Raw genomic sequence first — 14,202 nt, 5'->3', positions numbered from 1 at the left:
TAATTAAACGGAAATTAGTATAATAAAGGAAAGTCTATAAAGTTGACGAAACTGCAATACTCCCAAAAAGCTAATTTAGAAACCAATAAAGCTTTTTGAGTAGAAATTGCCCTTAAATCTCAACAGGGTTTTTACCTGTTAACAGGGGGCTAATATGAAAAATATTGTGCAGAAAATATTCTTAACGTTAGCTACAACCGCAGGACTTTCTGTAGTAGCTTTGCTATTAAGCTTACCTGCCTCAGCTAACGACTATTCACAGATAAGGGGTGCGTTGATTCCCAGAGAGCCGAACTTTTTTCAACAAGGTAGAGATCAGTTTGAGCGAGAGATTCAACTTTTAATCCAAAGAAATCAAAAGAACCAAGAGACTGTATTGAAAGTGAATCCTGATGTTGTACCAAAGCAAGAAGATTTGTTACGCCTCCTAGAAAAACCTCAAGTTGTACCCAGTGAACCTAATAAATCTGAGCCTAATTAGATTGTGCTTTCTAGTTGGAGAAAATTAGCGATCGCCTCAAAAGTTTTTTCTGCACTATCAGCCGTAAACATTGGCCCTGCACTGAGGTAAATATCTTCCTCTGATTCTAATTTAATGACAACATTGTAACTGGTAGACCTATTGACCCTAACTGCATCGATATCAACACCTAATACTTCTCGTAGTTTAGCCTCAATAACAGAATCACCAAACCAAGAATCACGTTTGACCATTACTTTACCTAAAGTTTTGTCAAACGTGCAAATTATTTGACCATTTCTTAATACATAAACAACACAAATAGCACCACAACCAATCAACAATATACCTAAAGGATAAGCCCAAAGTCGGCTATCTTCTTTGATATTAAACTGAGTAGCTGGTGATTGTAAAAAAGTATTAATTTGTTTTGCGTAGGCTTCTTTTTGGTCTGCATCTGCATTTACTAAATTTATATTAAAAGAGCCATTCTTAGTCAAAACTTTGAGAGGATAGCTACCCCAATCATCAGTAGTAGTCGTATCTAATTTAGCTTCTTTAATCTCTTGAATATTCCAACTTTGAACTTGAGATTTTAAAATAGTTTGAGTAACTAATTGGCAAGTTGGGTCAGAGTCAACATGATTACAAGTAAAATTGGTTGTCTTGCCCATTGCTGTCATCAAAAATAGGCCACCTGCTGCAAATATACTGCCAAACAGCCAGTAAAGTATAGCTTGTGGTTGGAGTTGTAGTTTTAATAAATTAGGCGTTTGCTCTAAAATCCGCAGTTTCATAATTACACTGAAAATCTTGACTTTGAAAAGCTACAAATTTCAAATCAAGATTTCCGCAACGCCAAAGACTTTAAACCAAACAACTATTAATAGTCGCTACAACAGACTGAGAAAGCGTATCCAAGTCATAGCCACCCTCTAAGCCAAATAAGATTTTGCGAGTAATCCCTAAACAATAGTTAGTAAATAAACCAAAATCCTGTGGTTGTAGATTCACACTAGCTAAAGGATCATCAGCATTAGCATCATAACCCGCACTAACTATCAAAAAATCTGGTTGAAACTCAGTTAAAAACGGGACTACCTTTTTTTCCCACAATGGCTGATATACACCAATATCACTACCGGGTGGAATCGGCAGATTTAACACATTATCATGAAAACCCCGTTCTGTAGCCCTACCCGTACCTGGATAACAGGGGTATTGATGGAGAGAACAATAGGCAATTTGCGGGTTAGTTTCGACGATCGCCTGCGTACCATTACCATGATGTACATCCCAATCAATGATAGCGACGCGGTTAATCCCCTGCATTTCTAAGGCATAATAAGCTGCGATCGCTGCATTAGAAAATAGACAAAATCCCATCCCCGCATCACTTTCTGCATGGTGTCCTGGTGGACGCGCCAGCACAAAAGCCGGATTTTGTGAAGTAAGTACCGTATTAATTCCATCCAACCAAGCACTCACCGCCAATAAAGCCACATCATAGCTACGGGGAGAAACAGGAGTATCACCATCCAGATAACCGCCGCCAGTAGTCGCAATTTCTTTGATTTTATTGATGTAAGCGGGACTATGAACGTTAACCAAAAGCTGCATTACCGATGAGTTTTCCAGTGCTGGTGTAGGTTCACGCCAAGCGATTTTTTCAGCAAAAGCCGCATCCTTTAAAGCTTGAACAATTGCTTTTAACCGTTCTGGTTTTTCTGGGTGGTAATTTCCGGTTTTATGGTCTAGAAACTCATCGGAATAGATAACTGGGAACATGGCGACAGAGTAGCTGGAAGATACTGAATGCCATTGTATCTGTTGACAGTTGACAATTGACAATTGACAGTTGACAGTTGTTTTTCACTGTTCACTGATATACCTACTTAGCACTCATCACGCGCTAAACGCGCCGCTACCGCTAACAGCACTCTAATCTTTTGAGAACCCAGTCATTTCGTCGCTTGGTTCATCCAGCATTTCAGGAACTAAAGCTTGATTTCCCCGCTTTTCATCTGGTGATTGTTCACGAATCACATCGTCCATTTTTGGCGGATGCTTAATCATATCCAACACTTCTGGACTTAAAGGCTCACCTTCAGGATTCATTTTCTCAGCTTGGCTAGGAACAGTTTCTTTATTCATGACTCTATGCTCTAAACATACACGCACTAGCTTAAACTTTGATGCTGTCAGGCATACACTGTCTTGAGGCTTATAAAAGTCATTAGTTTTTCTTCCCCATACTCCTATTCCCTATCAACACCAAAGAGCATTACCATAAGCAATATCAAGATTCCCTCACATTGGCTCAATGCTACCTGATAACCGCGATCGCACAGACCAATCTCCACGCAGAAAGTTTTTCCAACTTTTTGGACTAGCAAGGCGTAACCCTCTGGTAATTTCGCGGTGGGTTTTACGCTGGGTAGTGGTAGGGACTGTATGTGGTTTGTTTGCAGGGTTGTACTGGAATATTCTAGAACTGCTAACTCATCAACTAGAAAAGTTTACAGGTATAAGTCTGCTGATAGTTATGCCAATAGCTGGGTTAATTATTGGCTTAGTCATCCATTTTTTAGGGAATCCAGGGGAAATTGCTGTAATTGTCGATAATATCCATTTTCGTGGCGGACGGTTGGACACACGTAAAAATCCGTCCATGATTCTCGCTTCTTTGGTGAGTATTGCGGCTGGCGGTAGCGCAGGGCCGGAAGCCCCATTAGTCCAGGTTACAGGTTCTTTTGGGACTTGGGTAGGCGATCGCTTGCGTCTCGAAGGCGAAGACCTCAGATCCATGAGTTTAGCAGCAATGGCGGCTGGCTTTACTGCCTTATTTGGTGCGCCTTTGGGCGGGGCGATGTTTGCCCTAGAAATACTCCACCATCAGCATATCGTGGAATACTATGAAGCTTTGATGCCAGCTATTGTTGCTAGTTGCGCTAGTTATCTAGTATTTGCCTTCATCACCCGTTTAGGAATTGCGCCCACTTGGCATTTTCCCCAGTATCGTCTAGATAACATCGATGACTTTGCTTTAGCCATTCTGTTTGGTATTATTGGGGCGATCGCCGCATGGATTTTCATGGCAATTTTTCGCGGTTGTAACAGATTATTAACCATGCTTCCCGGCCCCATATATATCCGCACCACAATAGCCGGATTGGGTTTAGGTACGCTAGCAGTTTTCTTACCCCTAACCCGCTATTTTGGACATGAAGAATTAGATTCAGTTTTAAGCACTAACTTTCCTGCGGTTTTCCTGTTGATTTTAGCCTTGGGTAAGATGGCATCTATCAGCATCACAGTCACAGGAGGCTGGCGGGGTGGGTTTATTATTCCCTTATTTTTCACTGGCGCTTGTATAGGTAAAGCAGTCGCAATTTTAGTTCCCGGTCTGAATCCCGCACTGGCTATGATTTGTACAATGGCAGCTATTAATGCAGCCGTGACACGCACACCAATCAGTACTACTTTATTGTTATCAAAATTGACGAATTTTACTCCATTTACGCCAATTCTTTTTGCTAGTTTAATCGGCTTTTTTCTAGCACCAAAAGCACCGTTAATTGAATCTCAACTCAAGATACAGCAATCTCTTGAAGAAATTTTAGAATAATTTTTTCTAATGAAAATTGAAATTAATTTTTATTTGTAATAAAACAATGCTGCTTAACTAAATAACAAGAAGATTTTTGACCATACTTATGGCTTACACACCCAGGCAGACACCTGGAATATTGTGTTAGAATTGTATCAAAATATGGCAATTATTCAGAAGAAATTTTGCGTAATTTTGCGCTCTACTAAGTGCAAAGGCTAAAATCTAAGTTTTTTGGAGTTTTTTAGGCTATGACAACCTCACAGGAGAGGATTATCCCGACGGATCTGCGGAACGAAATGTCCCGGTCTTATCTGGAATACGCCATGAGTGTGATAGTGGGTAGGGCGCTACCAGATGCCAGGGATGGTCTAAAACCTGTGCATCGTCGCATCCTCTACGCCATGCACGAGTTAGGGTTAATGCACGATCGCCCATTTAGAAAATGCGCCCGTGTAGTGGGGGAAGTGTTGGGTAAATATCACCCCCACGGCGATACAGCCGTGTATGATGCCTTGGTGCGGATGGCGCAGGATTTTTCCATGCGATCGCCCCTCATTAACGGACATGGTAACTTTGGTTCTGTAGACAACGACCCCCCGGCGGCGATGCGTTATACAGAATGTCGCTTGCAAGCCTTAACCAGCGCCGCCTTACTGCAAGACATCGAATCGGAAACCGTAGATTTTGCCGATAACTTCGATGGTTCCCAACAAGAACCCACAGTTTTACCATCCCGCATCCCCCAGTTACTCCTGAATGGTTCTTCGGGGATCGCCGTAGGTATGGCTACCAACATCCCGCCCCATAACTTGGGAGAATTGATTGATGGGTTAGTCGCAGTCATTCACAACCCAGAAATCACCGACCTCCAGTTAATGCAGTACATACCAGGCCCAGACTTCCCTACAGGGGCGCAAATCCTGGGAATGGGGGCGATTAAGGAAGCCTACACCACCGGACGCGGTTCTATCACCATGCGCGGTGTTGCCAACATAGAAACCATCGAACATCGGGGAAGACCAGATAGAGAAGCTATTGTTGTTACCGAATTACCATATCAAACCAACAAAGCGGCGTTGATTGAGAAAATAGCCGAGTTGGTAAACGATAAGCGGATAGAAGGGATTGCAGACATCCGAGATGAAAGCGATCGCGACGGCATGAGAATCGTTATCGAACTCAAGCGCGACGCTTACCCCCGCGTAGTTCTCAACAACCTCTACAAGCAAACCCCCATACAAGCCAACTTTGGGGCAAATATGCTGGCGTTGGTGAACGGTGAACCGCAAATCCTCACCCTCAAGCAATTCCTCGAAGTCTTCCTCGACTTCCGCATCGAGTCAATTACCAGACGTACCCGCTACGAACTGCGGAAAGCCGAAGAACGGGATCATCTCCTGCAAGGCTTGTTAATTGCCCTATCCCATTTGGATGCAATTATCCAATTAATTCGCGGTGCTTCTGATACACCCACAGCCAAAGGTGAGTTAATCACCACCTATATGCTTTCTGAAGTCCAAGCCGATGCGATTTTGCAGATGCAGTTGCGACGGTTAACAGCCTTAGAAGCAGACAAAATCCGGCAAGAACACGAGGACTTACAATCACAAATTGCCGACTTACAAGATATTTTGGCAAAGCGTGAACGTATCCTCGAAATCATCGAAACCGAAATCACCGACATCAAAACCCGCTTCGCCACACCCCGACGTACAGTCATCACCCACGCCGAAGGAGAAATCGATGATCGCGACCTCATCGCCAACGAAAAAGCGATCATTCTCTTAACAGAACAAGGCTACATCAAGCGGATGCCCGTCAATACCTTTGAAGCCCAAAGCCGTGCTACCAGAGGTAAAGCCGCCGCCAAAGTTAAAGATGATGATACTGTAGAGCATTTCTTGACTTGTTGCGACCATGACAGCGTACTATTTTTTAGCGATCGCGGTGTCGTCTACTGTCTCAAAGCCTATCAAATCCCCGTCGGTTCCCGCACCAGTCGCGGTACACCCATCGTCCAACTCCTCCCCATTCCCAAAGAAGAAAAAATCACCTCAATTGTCCCCGTAGATGAGTTTAGCAGTGACGAATATCTCGTCATGCTCACCAAAGGCGGCAACATCAAGAAAACAGAATTAGCAGCCTTTAGTAATATCCGCGCCAACGGCTTAATCGCCATCTCCCTAGAAGAAGGCGATCAACTGCGGTGGGTACGTCGCGCCAGAGTCGAGGACAGCGTTATAGTAGGTTCTCGCTTAGGTATGGCGATTCACTTTAGATGTAACCACGAACAACTGCGTCCTCTAGGTAGGGCAACCCGTGGGGTGAAATCTATGAAACTAAAACCAGGTGATGAACTTGTAGGGATGGATATTCTACCCGCAGCAATTCTGGATACCCTCAATACAGAAGAAGTCGAAGATATCGAAACCGAAGATATCGAAATTGCCGAAGAAACCGCAGAAGTACCAGAAAACGCCAGCGTCGGCCCTTGGGTATTAGTCATCACAATGGGAGGATATGGCAAGCGCGTTCCCGTCGGTCAATTCCGATTACAAAATCGTGCCGGACAAGGTTTGATGGCGACCAAATTTAAGAACCGCAAAACCAAAGACCAACTAGCCACTCTCGGTATCGTCAACAACGATAACGAAATCATGATGGTAACAAATCGTGGGATTATTATTCGTCAAGCCGTCAATGCCATTTCCATCCAATCGCGATCGGCTACTGGTGTCAGAGTCCAACGCCTGGATGAAGATGATGCTATTACCGGAGTAGCCATCGTTCCCCCCGATACAGGTGATGCCGCAGAAGTTGAATAAACAGCAGGGAGAGAGGCTAATCTCCCTCTTCCCTCTCCTAATTTCCTTAACTAGCGGCGTATTGATGGGGCTAACCGTAGCCCCTTTCAACGCTTGGTTTCTAGCTTGGATTGCCCTAATTCCCCTATGGGTATTAGTAGTCTCTGCCAAACGCAAAAAGAAATCCCACTCCCCCCCATCTCCCTCATCTCCCCCGGTTGGTGAGCGTAGCCGAACCACACCTCCCCTACTCGGCCTAGCCTGGGGTATCGGCTACCACGGCGTAGCCCTATTTTGGATTACTGGCATCCATCCTATGGATTGGTTGGGTGTGCCTTGGTGGCCGAGTTTGGCAATTACGACCTTTTGCTGGTCATTCGTCAGCCTCTACGGAGGAGTACTGGTTGCTATTTGGGCAGCTTGCTTAACTCGTCTTGCTGAACAAAAATCTTGGTTACGCATCCTCATTGCTACAGCAATCTGGTGCGCCTTAGAAAGCCTGTGGAGTGCTGGGTCTTTGTGGTGGAGTTCTTTAGCATACACCCAATCACCACACAACCTCGTAATTTTACATTTGGGGCAACTCTCCGGTCCTAATCTTGTTACAGCCACAATTGTCAGTGTTAATGGCTTAATTGCTGAAGGCTGGATAAATCGCAAACATGAGGTGTTAAGTAAATATTTAGCAACTGCCATAGTATTATTAATTACCCTACATCTCATAGGCTTTTATTTATATAACGCCCCCATCGCCCAACCTCCAGACACAGCCATAAAAGTAGGTATTGTTCAGGGCAATATTCCCAACAAAATTAAACTCCTTCCGCAAGGATTGCAACGCGCTATTACCGGGTACACAGAAGGTTACTTAACCCTAGTAAATCAAGGTGTGGATGCAGTTCTCACCCCAGAAGGCGCATTACCATTCTTCCAACGTGACTTACCTACAACTCCTCTATTAGCAGCAGTCAGAGAAAAGGGTAAAGTTGTGTGGGTAGGTGCTTTTGGAGAACGAGGACGTAGCTACACTAACAGCCTATTCACCGTTAATAACAAAGGTGAAATTACCAGCCGCTACGATAAATCCAAATTAGTACCTTTAGGCGAATATATCCCCTTTGAAGAAATTATTGGTGGTTTAATTCAGCGTTTATCACCCCTAGACGAACATCAAGTTCATGGCTTACCCAATCAAATTTTTGACACACCATTTGGACGGGCAATTGTAGGCATTTGTTACGAATCAGCCTTTCCTGAAGTATTCCGCCGTCAAACTGCTGCGGGTGGACAATTTATCCTCAGTTCTTCTAACGATGCCCATTACAGTGCGCCTATGCCATTCCAACATCACGCCCAAGATATTATGCGGGCAATTGAGAATGATAGATGGTCAGCCAGGGCAACTAATACAGGATATTCAGCCTTTGTTGATCCCCACGGCAAAACCTTATGGATATCTGGATATAACACCTATGAAACCCATGCAGAAACTATCTACCGTCGCCAGACAAAAACTTTATACGTGCGTTGGGGTGATTGGTTTACACCTTTGTTGTTGGGGTTAAGTGTTTTGGGAAAATTCGTAATTCGTAATTAATACTGGAAAACTATCATTAAGGTGTGAGGATTTAAACTATCTATCTTCTGGGGTGGGCATCTTGCCCGCCCAAAATCTAGTGAAATATACGTAGGGTGCTGACCACTAAAAGCATGTCACAGTAGGCAACGCCCTACAGATACTTAATTTTGAGTTGTTATCAGAGGGTTAAACTATGATTAGCTTTGAGCAACGTAAATTATTATCCGCTCTCAGTCATGGAGCGATATTTTTCAGTTCTACAATAGTCTCTATTGGCATACCCATTGCAATTTTGCTACTCAATGAAGACCCCGTAGTCAAAGAGAATGCCAGAGAATCACTCAACTTTCACATAAATCTTTACATCTACGGGGTTATTTCTGCACTATTAGTTTTAGTTGGCATTGGTATTTTATTACTCATCGCTTTAGGAATAGTCAGTTTTATCCTACCGATCATTGCCATTATCAAAATCCTTAATGAGCCGGATTTACCCTATCGCTACCCCTTTATTTTCCGCTTAGTTTAATGAGTGCTGAGTCAAGATTATTACTCAGCACTTAGCACTACTTTTATTCACTCATCACAGAAGCACAAGATTGGGCTTCTTGCCAGAGTTTATGCACAAAGAACTCGGTGCGATCGCTCATCGTGGTCACAAACACACCATCAGCCCCCTCAGAACCATTTGACAACCAAGAACCCCGCAAGGTGACTTCCAAATACTCAGCATCACAAGTAGCTAAATCAATAATTCCGTCATCAGCGCGTCTAGCTTGTGTCTTCAATGCTTCTACTCCTGGTAAATCTACGGGGAGCAAAAAGGTGGCAGTGCTAGGTTGTACACACAGACTATAACCTACTCTTAGTGAAAAAATTACTCGTTGCGCCACCCATTCCTCTAAGGACAGGGTGAGACATTCCATATAAAAGCTGTCTTCAGTGTAAGTTAATTTCAGCATTCCTTATGCTCTCCTGTTATTCCAGGTTTGCTTGCACATCTTTCCAAAACTGAGCGCCTTCATTCAATCCAAAAGCCACGGCTGGGTGAATTGGTGCTTTTGGCTGAGTACGCAACTGCATACCAGCTTCTACTGGGGTGCGATCGCCCTTCCGCGAGTTACATCGCTCACAAGCTGCAACCACGTTGTCCCAACTGTGGGAACCACCCCTAGAACGGGGAATTACGTGATCTAAAGTCAGCCGCTTTTTGCTACCGCAATATTGGCAAGTGTGATGATCTCGTCGCAAAATTTCCCGCCGATTCACAGGCGGAACTTTCCATGTCCTTTCAATAGAAGCTATCTTCAAGCGAATATGTTTGGGAACATCAAGAATCAAGTTGGGTGAATGAATTCGCCACCCATTTCCTGTATAACCTACTAATGGTTCGGCCTTGTTTGTTAGTAACAGGGCGATCGCTCTTTTAATATTGACCCGACATAGTGGTAAGTAATTTTGCGAAAATACCACCACAGATTGCTCTAATACTGGCATTGTGATAGCCACAGATCACTCCTTAATAAAAAACCCCCGCTTCTGGTTTGGGTGAAGCGGGGGTGAGAAATAGACCGTGATTTTTGGTCTTATTTTGGTACAGCATATCTCTGTCTGTACCTCCCGCTTCTGGTATCTAGTTGTGGTTTAGCATTCAGCCCATCAATGCTGACATAAATATAGTCATGATTTCCCTCTGCGATTTGCCTGCGTTCGCGGCTACCATTGCCCATAAATAAATACTCCACTCCCAAAGAGCCTGATTCCCAACTAAATCGGCAGTTGGTTGCAGGCAAGGAAGTAGAGATAGAGATGGGGTAAATGGATATCACAGAAAATTTCACCTATTGAACATTTCTTTAAACATACTACACTTGTATTACTATCCTGTCTATACTTTTAGGAGAAAAAGTCATGCACACAATCGCTCGCACCCCAACAACCGATATGGAAGTTACCAGCATCCGTCTAGAGCGAGAACTAAAAGAAAAACTCAAAGAAATAGCTGGCAATCAGGGATATCAAGCACTGATCCGCGATATCCTGTGGAATTATGTGCAGCAGAAATCAGGCGAATGGAAACCGAGATTTTCCAAAGCCGATATTCGAGCCAGTATAGCCGCCACAGCTCAACAAGAGGAACGGTGTGTACTTACAGGTCAACTCATACAACCCCAACAACCCATGTTATTAGGATTAACCAGAAATGGCGATATGGTTCCGCTCTGTGTAGAGAGTTTAGCCGATTAAACTTATATTTCCGCTCAATGCAGCCTAGTTGCTCCCATGAGTAATTAGGCTGCATTTTTATGGTTGGTCATTAGTCATTAGTCCTTAGTTATTAGTCAACAGTCCATAGTTTTTCTTCCACTACTTCCTGTTTCCCTGCTCTTAGGGGTTAGGGGTGGGTTACTTCTCGACTGCGTGGGAGTTGAATTTCGACTGTGCGGGAGTTGAGCGAAGTTGAAACTCCCTCGTAGCCTTTCTCTACGTTTGCGTAGCGTCCCGGAGGGAAAGAGAACCACATCGTCCTTACCTCCTCCACACTTAGCTTGACATAGCGGCGCTATTGGTGTGATAAAAGAAAAACTATATAGAATCTCATAAATAATATATAAATTTTTCTTATAATTTTCTTGATAAGCTTACAAGTATTTGTGTTTAAGCGGAGAATTAGAGCCTGAGTCTGTGTTTCTGAAAAATCAACAATAAAGTTATTATGGCTAGAATTTTGCCAACTATCTTTAAATTGTGATTTGAGTCACCACAGTACTAATGCGGTTAATCAAAATGATGGTATGGGTTTTAATCTAGAGAAATTACGGTTTATGTATAGTTATAAACAAGATATCCTGTGTCCATGCCATCCACTTGGACTGGACAAGAAACCAAATAGTAACTTGATCAGACATTCAGTAATACTTACAGGTTGTCATGATTATGTATAAATTCGTTTAGTTTACGGATAAATTGATCATCTGCTATAGAAAGGGGCTATAACAGATGAGAGAAAATTCCCTCACAAATCTCCCATCCATCAGGTGCAGCAACATAACTCAAGGTGAATAATATGCCAAGAAGTTGGGTGCATAAAAAAATGGGGTAACAATCTCAGAGCATATTAGAAATGAAAAAGCGTTTATTATTGCCGCCAAAGTACCCCGATGGACAAGAGCGACAACCCTACCCAGTTAAACTGATGCAACATCAGGAAACAGCCCACGAATTAGCACAAAAGATTAACTACATCGTTGCCACTTATCCAGCAACGGCGATGATGTTACGAGAAATTGCCCAGTTAGTGGGGGTTGCCACAGATGCAGATTGTTGCTGTTTGGTGACAGTAACTGATGAAGAATCAACCCAAACAACAGCTAACTGGTGTTCTGACGAATTTTTAGGAATGCCCCTTCCTGATGAGATGTTCTCGACAGAACGATTCCTGATGGAATTACCGGTTTTGCAATGTGCAGTAGAACCACGTAATATCGATGAGATTTCTATTATCCGTAATAGTTTGGCGATTGGATGTCAACACTTGCCATTACCAATCAAGGCAGTTTTGGCAATTCCTACGCGCTTTGGTGGCAAAAATAATGGCGTAATTGCTTTGATTAAGTTTGAGGCTCATGATTGGCATGAGTCAGAAAAACATATTCTCAAGGCAGTTGAAACATCCTGTGCGATCGCCTTCTCTCAAGTACAGCAAGCGCAGTTAATTTCCTCTCAGCAGCAATACCTGCAAAAAAGTAATCAACATCAAAGCTTAATTAAACAATTAACTATATTAAGTCGTAGCAATTTGGAGTTGAATCAAATGCTCCAACTAGCCATAGCATCTACTGCTGAGTGCTTACAAGCGGATCGCGGTTTGTTGATTCTGCTGAAATATACAGATCCATTATTTAGAACTCCTGTTAAAAAACAAGTTCCTCAAGCCAAAGCTGATGTAGTCAGTGAATGGCGCAGGGACAAGACTACTCAAACAGAATCTATCTCTAGTTCTTTTTCCCTGTCTGACTGTGGGTTATGTCAAAAGGTGTTCCTAGATGCGGGTAAACCAGTCATTATCAATGACTACACAGACCTACAGGATAATACCAGTGCTGCTCCATTGTTTGCCATTAAAGAACTGCCAGCCGTGCTGTTAATGCCTTTGGAAAACCAAGGTAAAATATTAGGCTTTTTAGTCTTACAGCAGTCTGTAGCGCGTAATTGGCAACAAGCCGAGTTGAATTTGGTGGAAATGGTCTGCGCTCAAGTGAGCAATGCAATTATTCAATCAAAAACCCTGCGCCAAGTCCAGACCTTAGTAGACGATCGCACAGCGAAACTCCAAAGTAGCTTGGAGTTGCAATCAAGACTGCACGAAAAAATGCGGCAACACGTAGATCAACTACGTGAACTCAATCAGCTCAAAGACGAGTTTATGAGCAACATCAGCGATCGCTTGCGTTATCCCCTGACGAATATGATGATGTCCATCAAAAACTTGCGTCTACCGGGAATCCCGCCAGAACGTCAAGTGAAATACTTAGAAATTCTGGAAAATGAATGTGCTAAGGAAATCAATTTAATTAATGACTTGTTAACTCTACAAAAGTTAGAGTCTGAGCAAGAACCGCCACAGGTAGAAAATATTGATTTAAACACCAGAATTAAAAACTTAAGTACTTCTTTAACTAAAAAACTCGCAGGTAAGGGCTTAAGTATCAAGTTAGATATACCAAAAGAACCTTTAAAACTGCAAACAGAATTAGAAAGTTTTGACCGCATCCTCCAAGAGTTATTAAATAACGCCTATACATACTCAGAGCGTGATACCATCATTCACTTACACGCCAGTCATCAAGTTGATCAGCTTGTTGATCAAGTTATGATTAAAGTGACAAATATAGGGCGTGGCATCTCCGAAGAAGAGGCGACCTATATATTTGATAGGTTCCGTCGTGGTCGAGGAGGTCGCTGGACTCCAGGGACTGGCTTAGGACTGGCTTTGGTTAAGTCCTTAGTGCAGCACTTAAATGGGGCGATCGCGGTTGAGAGTAACCCTATTCCCAATTCTCAACTCAGCGAAATTTGCTTTACCCTGACCTTGCCCCAGTTTTCTGACGAAAGCACACCATATTCTGACAGTGACTAAACAATACAACACCGAAGAAGACTTGGAACTTAACCTCGATTTAGATGGTGAATTACTTGCAAACGCGGATAATTTACCCTCTGTAGAAGTCCAAGTTGAGAAAATCGCCGACCGCCAACGGCAAATTACAGCTAGAGTACAGATTCCTCAGCCAGTAGAGCAAGTCTGGAAGGTACTGACGAATTATGAAGCCTTGGCTGACTTTATCCCCAATCTTGCTAAAAGTCGTCTTCTAGAGCATCCCCAAGGCGGTATTCGACTTGAACAAGTTGGTTCTCAGCGTCTACTCAATTTCAACTTTTGCGCTCGTGTGGTTTTGGATTTGGAAGAGTATTTCCCCAAAGAAATAAATTTCCAAATGGTAGAGGGCGACTTTAAAGGCTTTTCTGGTAATTGGTGTTTACAGCCGTATACTCTTGGTAATTCAATTGGCACAGAACTCTGCTACACCATTCAAGTTTGGCCTAAGCTGACTATGCCCATTACAATTATTGAGCGTCGTCTGAGTAATGATCTAAGGTCTAATCTGCTAGCAATCTACCAAAGAGTAGAACACTTAGCTAACCAAAATCTCTAATAAGTTTAAAATCCTTCAGAAGTTCATCT

15 protein-coding genes are annotated in these 14,202 nt (G+C 43.1%); 8 read left to right on the top strand and 7 right to left on the bottom strand.

The features are described from left to right. Nucleotides 1-154: 154 nt before the first annotated feature. Nucleotides 155-481, top strand: a complete 327-nt coding sequence (locus NSMS1_RS29430) for a hypothetical protein (protein WP_224088474.1) — start codon at nucleotides 155-157, stop codon at nucleotides 479-481. Here the strand turns inward: NSMS1_RS29430 and NSMS1_RS29425 are convergent. From NSMS1_RS29425 to NSMS1_RS29415, 3 genes are all read right to left on the bottom strand, one after another. Then, entirely contained in the window at nucleotides 478-1,257 is a 780-nt protein-coding gene (locus tag NSMS1_RS29425; protein ID WP_224088472.1) for a hypothetical protein, read from the bottom strand. The two genes, NSMS1_RS29430 and NSMS1_RS29425, sit on opposite strands and share 4 nt — an antisense overlap. Nucleotides 1,258-1,327: 70 nt before the next feature. Next, a complete protein-coding gene (locus tag NSMS1_RS29420; RefSeq protein WP_224095388.1) occupies nucleotides 1,328-2,248 on the bottom strand; it encodes a histone deacetylase in 921 nt (306 codons plus the stop codon). A 153-nt stretch (nucleotides 2,249-2,401) separates the two neighbouring features. Continuing rightward, complete coding sequence (locus NSMS1_RS29415) at nucleotides 2,402-2,614, bottom strand: hypothetical protein (RefSeq protein WP_224095387.1); 213 nt, start codon at nucleotides 2,612-2,614, stop codon at nucleotides 2,402-2,404. A gap of 169 nt (nucleotides 2,615-2,783) precedes the next feature. On the opposite strand from NSMS1_RS29415, the gene NSMS1_RS29410 reads away from it, so the two are divergent. The 4 genes from NSMS1_RS29410 to NSMS1_RS29395 all read left to right on the top strand — a co-directional run bounded on the left by NSMS1_RS29410 (nucleotide 2,784) and on the right by NSMS1_RS29395 (nucleotide 8,985). Beyond that, nucleotides 2,784-4,088 (top strand): chloride channel protein, encoded by a 1,305-nt coding sequence (locus NSMS1_RS29410; RefSeq protein WP_224088470.1) that lies wholly within the window; start codon nucleotides 2,784-2,786, stop codon nucleotides 4,086-4,088. Nucleotides 4,089-4,321: 233 nt separating this feature from the next. Continuing rightward, nucleotides 4,322-6,898: a DNA topoisomerase (ATP-hydrolyzing) subunit A gene (gene gyrA / locus NSMS1_RS29405; protein WP_224088468.1), complete on the top strand. Its 2,577-nt coding sequence runs from the start codon at nucleotides 4,322-4,324 to the stop codon at nucleotides 6,896-6,898. After that, entirely contained in the window at nucleotides 6,879-8,474 is a 1,596-nt protein-coding gene (lnt, locus tag NSMS1_RS29400; protein ID WP_224088466.1) for an apolipoprotein N-acyltransferase, read from the top strand. The genes gyrA and lnt overlap by 20 nt, the downstream gene beginning before the upstream one ends. Nucleotides 8,475-8,649: 175 nt before the next feature. After that, complete coding sequence (locus tag NSMS1_RS29395) at nucleotides 8,650-8,985, top strand: DUF4870 domain-containing protein (RefSeq protein WP_224088464.1); 336 nt, start codon at nucleotides 8,650-8,652, stop codon at nucleotides 8,983-8,985. 43 nt (nucleotides 8,986-9,028) lie between these two features. Here NSMS1_RS29395 and NSMS1_RS29390 read toward each other — a convergent pair whose 3' ends face one another. The 3 genes from NSMS1_RS29390 to NSMS1_RS29380 all read right to left on the bottom strand — a co-directional run bounded on the left by NSMS1_RS29390 (nucleotide 9,029) and on the right by NSMS1_RS29380 (nucleotide 10,297). Next, nucleotides 9,029-9,418, bottom strand: a complete 390-nt coding sequence (locus NSMS1_RS29390) for an alr0857 family protein (RefSeq protein WP_224088463.1) — start codon at nucleotides 9,416-9,418, stop codon at nucleotides 9,029-9,031. Between the two features lie 16 nt (nucleotides 9,419-9,434). After that, nucleotides 9,435-9,953, bottom strand: a complete 519-nt coding sequence (locus tag NSMS1_RS29385) for an HNH endonuclease (protein ID WP_411908699.1) — start codon at nucleotides 9,951-9,953, stop codon at nucleotides 9,435-9,437. Nucleotides 9,954-10,042: 89 nt separating this feature from the next. Next, nucleotides 10,043-10,297, bottom strand: coding sequence for a hypothetical protein (locus tag NSMS1_RS29380; RefSeq protein WP_224088459.1), 255 nt, complete (start codon nucleotides 10,295-10,297; stop codon nucleotides 10,043-10,045). 70 nt (nucleotides 10,298-10,367) lie between these two features. Between NSMS1_RS29380 and NSMS1_RS29375 the strand changes: the two genes are divergently transcribed. After that, nucleotides 10,368-10,703, top strand: a complete 336-nt coding sequence (locus NSMS1_RS29375; RefSeq protein ID WP_224088457.1) for a ribbon-helix-helix domain-containing protein — start codon at nucleotides 10,368-10,370, stop codon at nucleotides 10,701-10,703. 148 nt (nucleotides 10,704-10,851) lie between these two features. On the opposite strand, the gene NSMS1_RS35205 is transcribed toward NSMS1_RS29375, so the two are convergent. Beyond that, a complete protein-coding gene (locus NSMS1_RS35205) occupies nucleotides 10,852-10,980 on the bottom strand; it encodes a hypothetical protein (protein WP_263432547.1) in 129 nt (42 codons plus the stop codon). Between the two features lie 600 nt (nucleotides 10,981-11,580). On the opposite strand from NSMS1_RS35205, the gene NSMS1_RS29370 reads away from it, so the two are divergent. Then, entirely contained in the window at nucleotides 11,581-13,596 is a 2,016-nt protein-coding gene (locus NSMS1_RS29370) for a GAF domain-containing sensor histidine kinase (protein WP_224088441.1), read from the top strand. Then, nucleotides 13,589-14,173, top strand: coding sequence for an SRPBCC family protein (locus tag NSMS1_RS29365; protein ID WP_224088439.1), 585 nt, complete (start codon nucleotides 13,589-13,591; stop codon nucleotides 14,171-14,173). The genes NSMS1_RS29370 and NSMS1_RS29365 overlap by 8 nt, the downstream gene beginning before the upstream one ends. Nucleotides 14,174-14,202 lie beyond the last annotated feature (29 nt).

This window comes from Nostoc sp. MS1 (assembly GCF_019976755.1).
In the GTDB taxonomy this organism is placed as follows: Bacteria; Cyanobacteriota; Cyanobacteriia; order Cyanobacteriales; family Nostocaceae; genus Trichormus.
The sequence above is the reverse complement of the archived record's forward strand: the minus strand, read 5'-3'. Positions and strand labels throughout refer to the sequence as shown.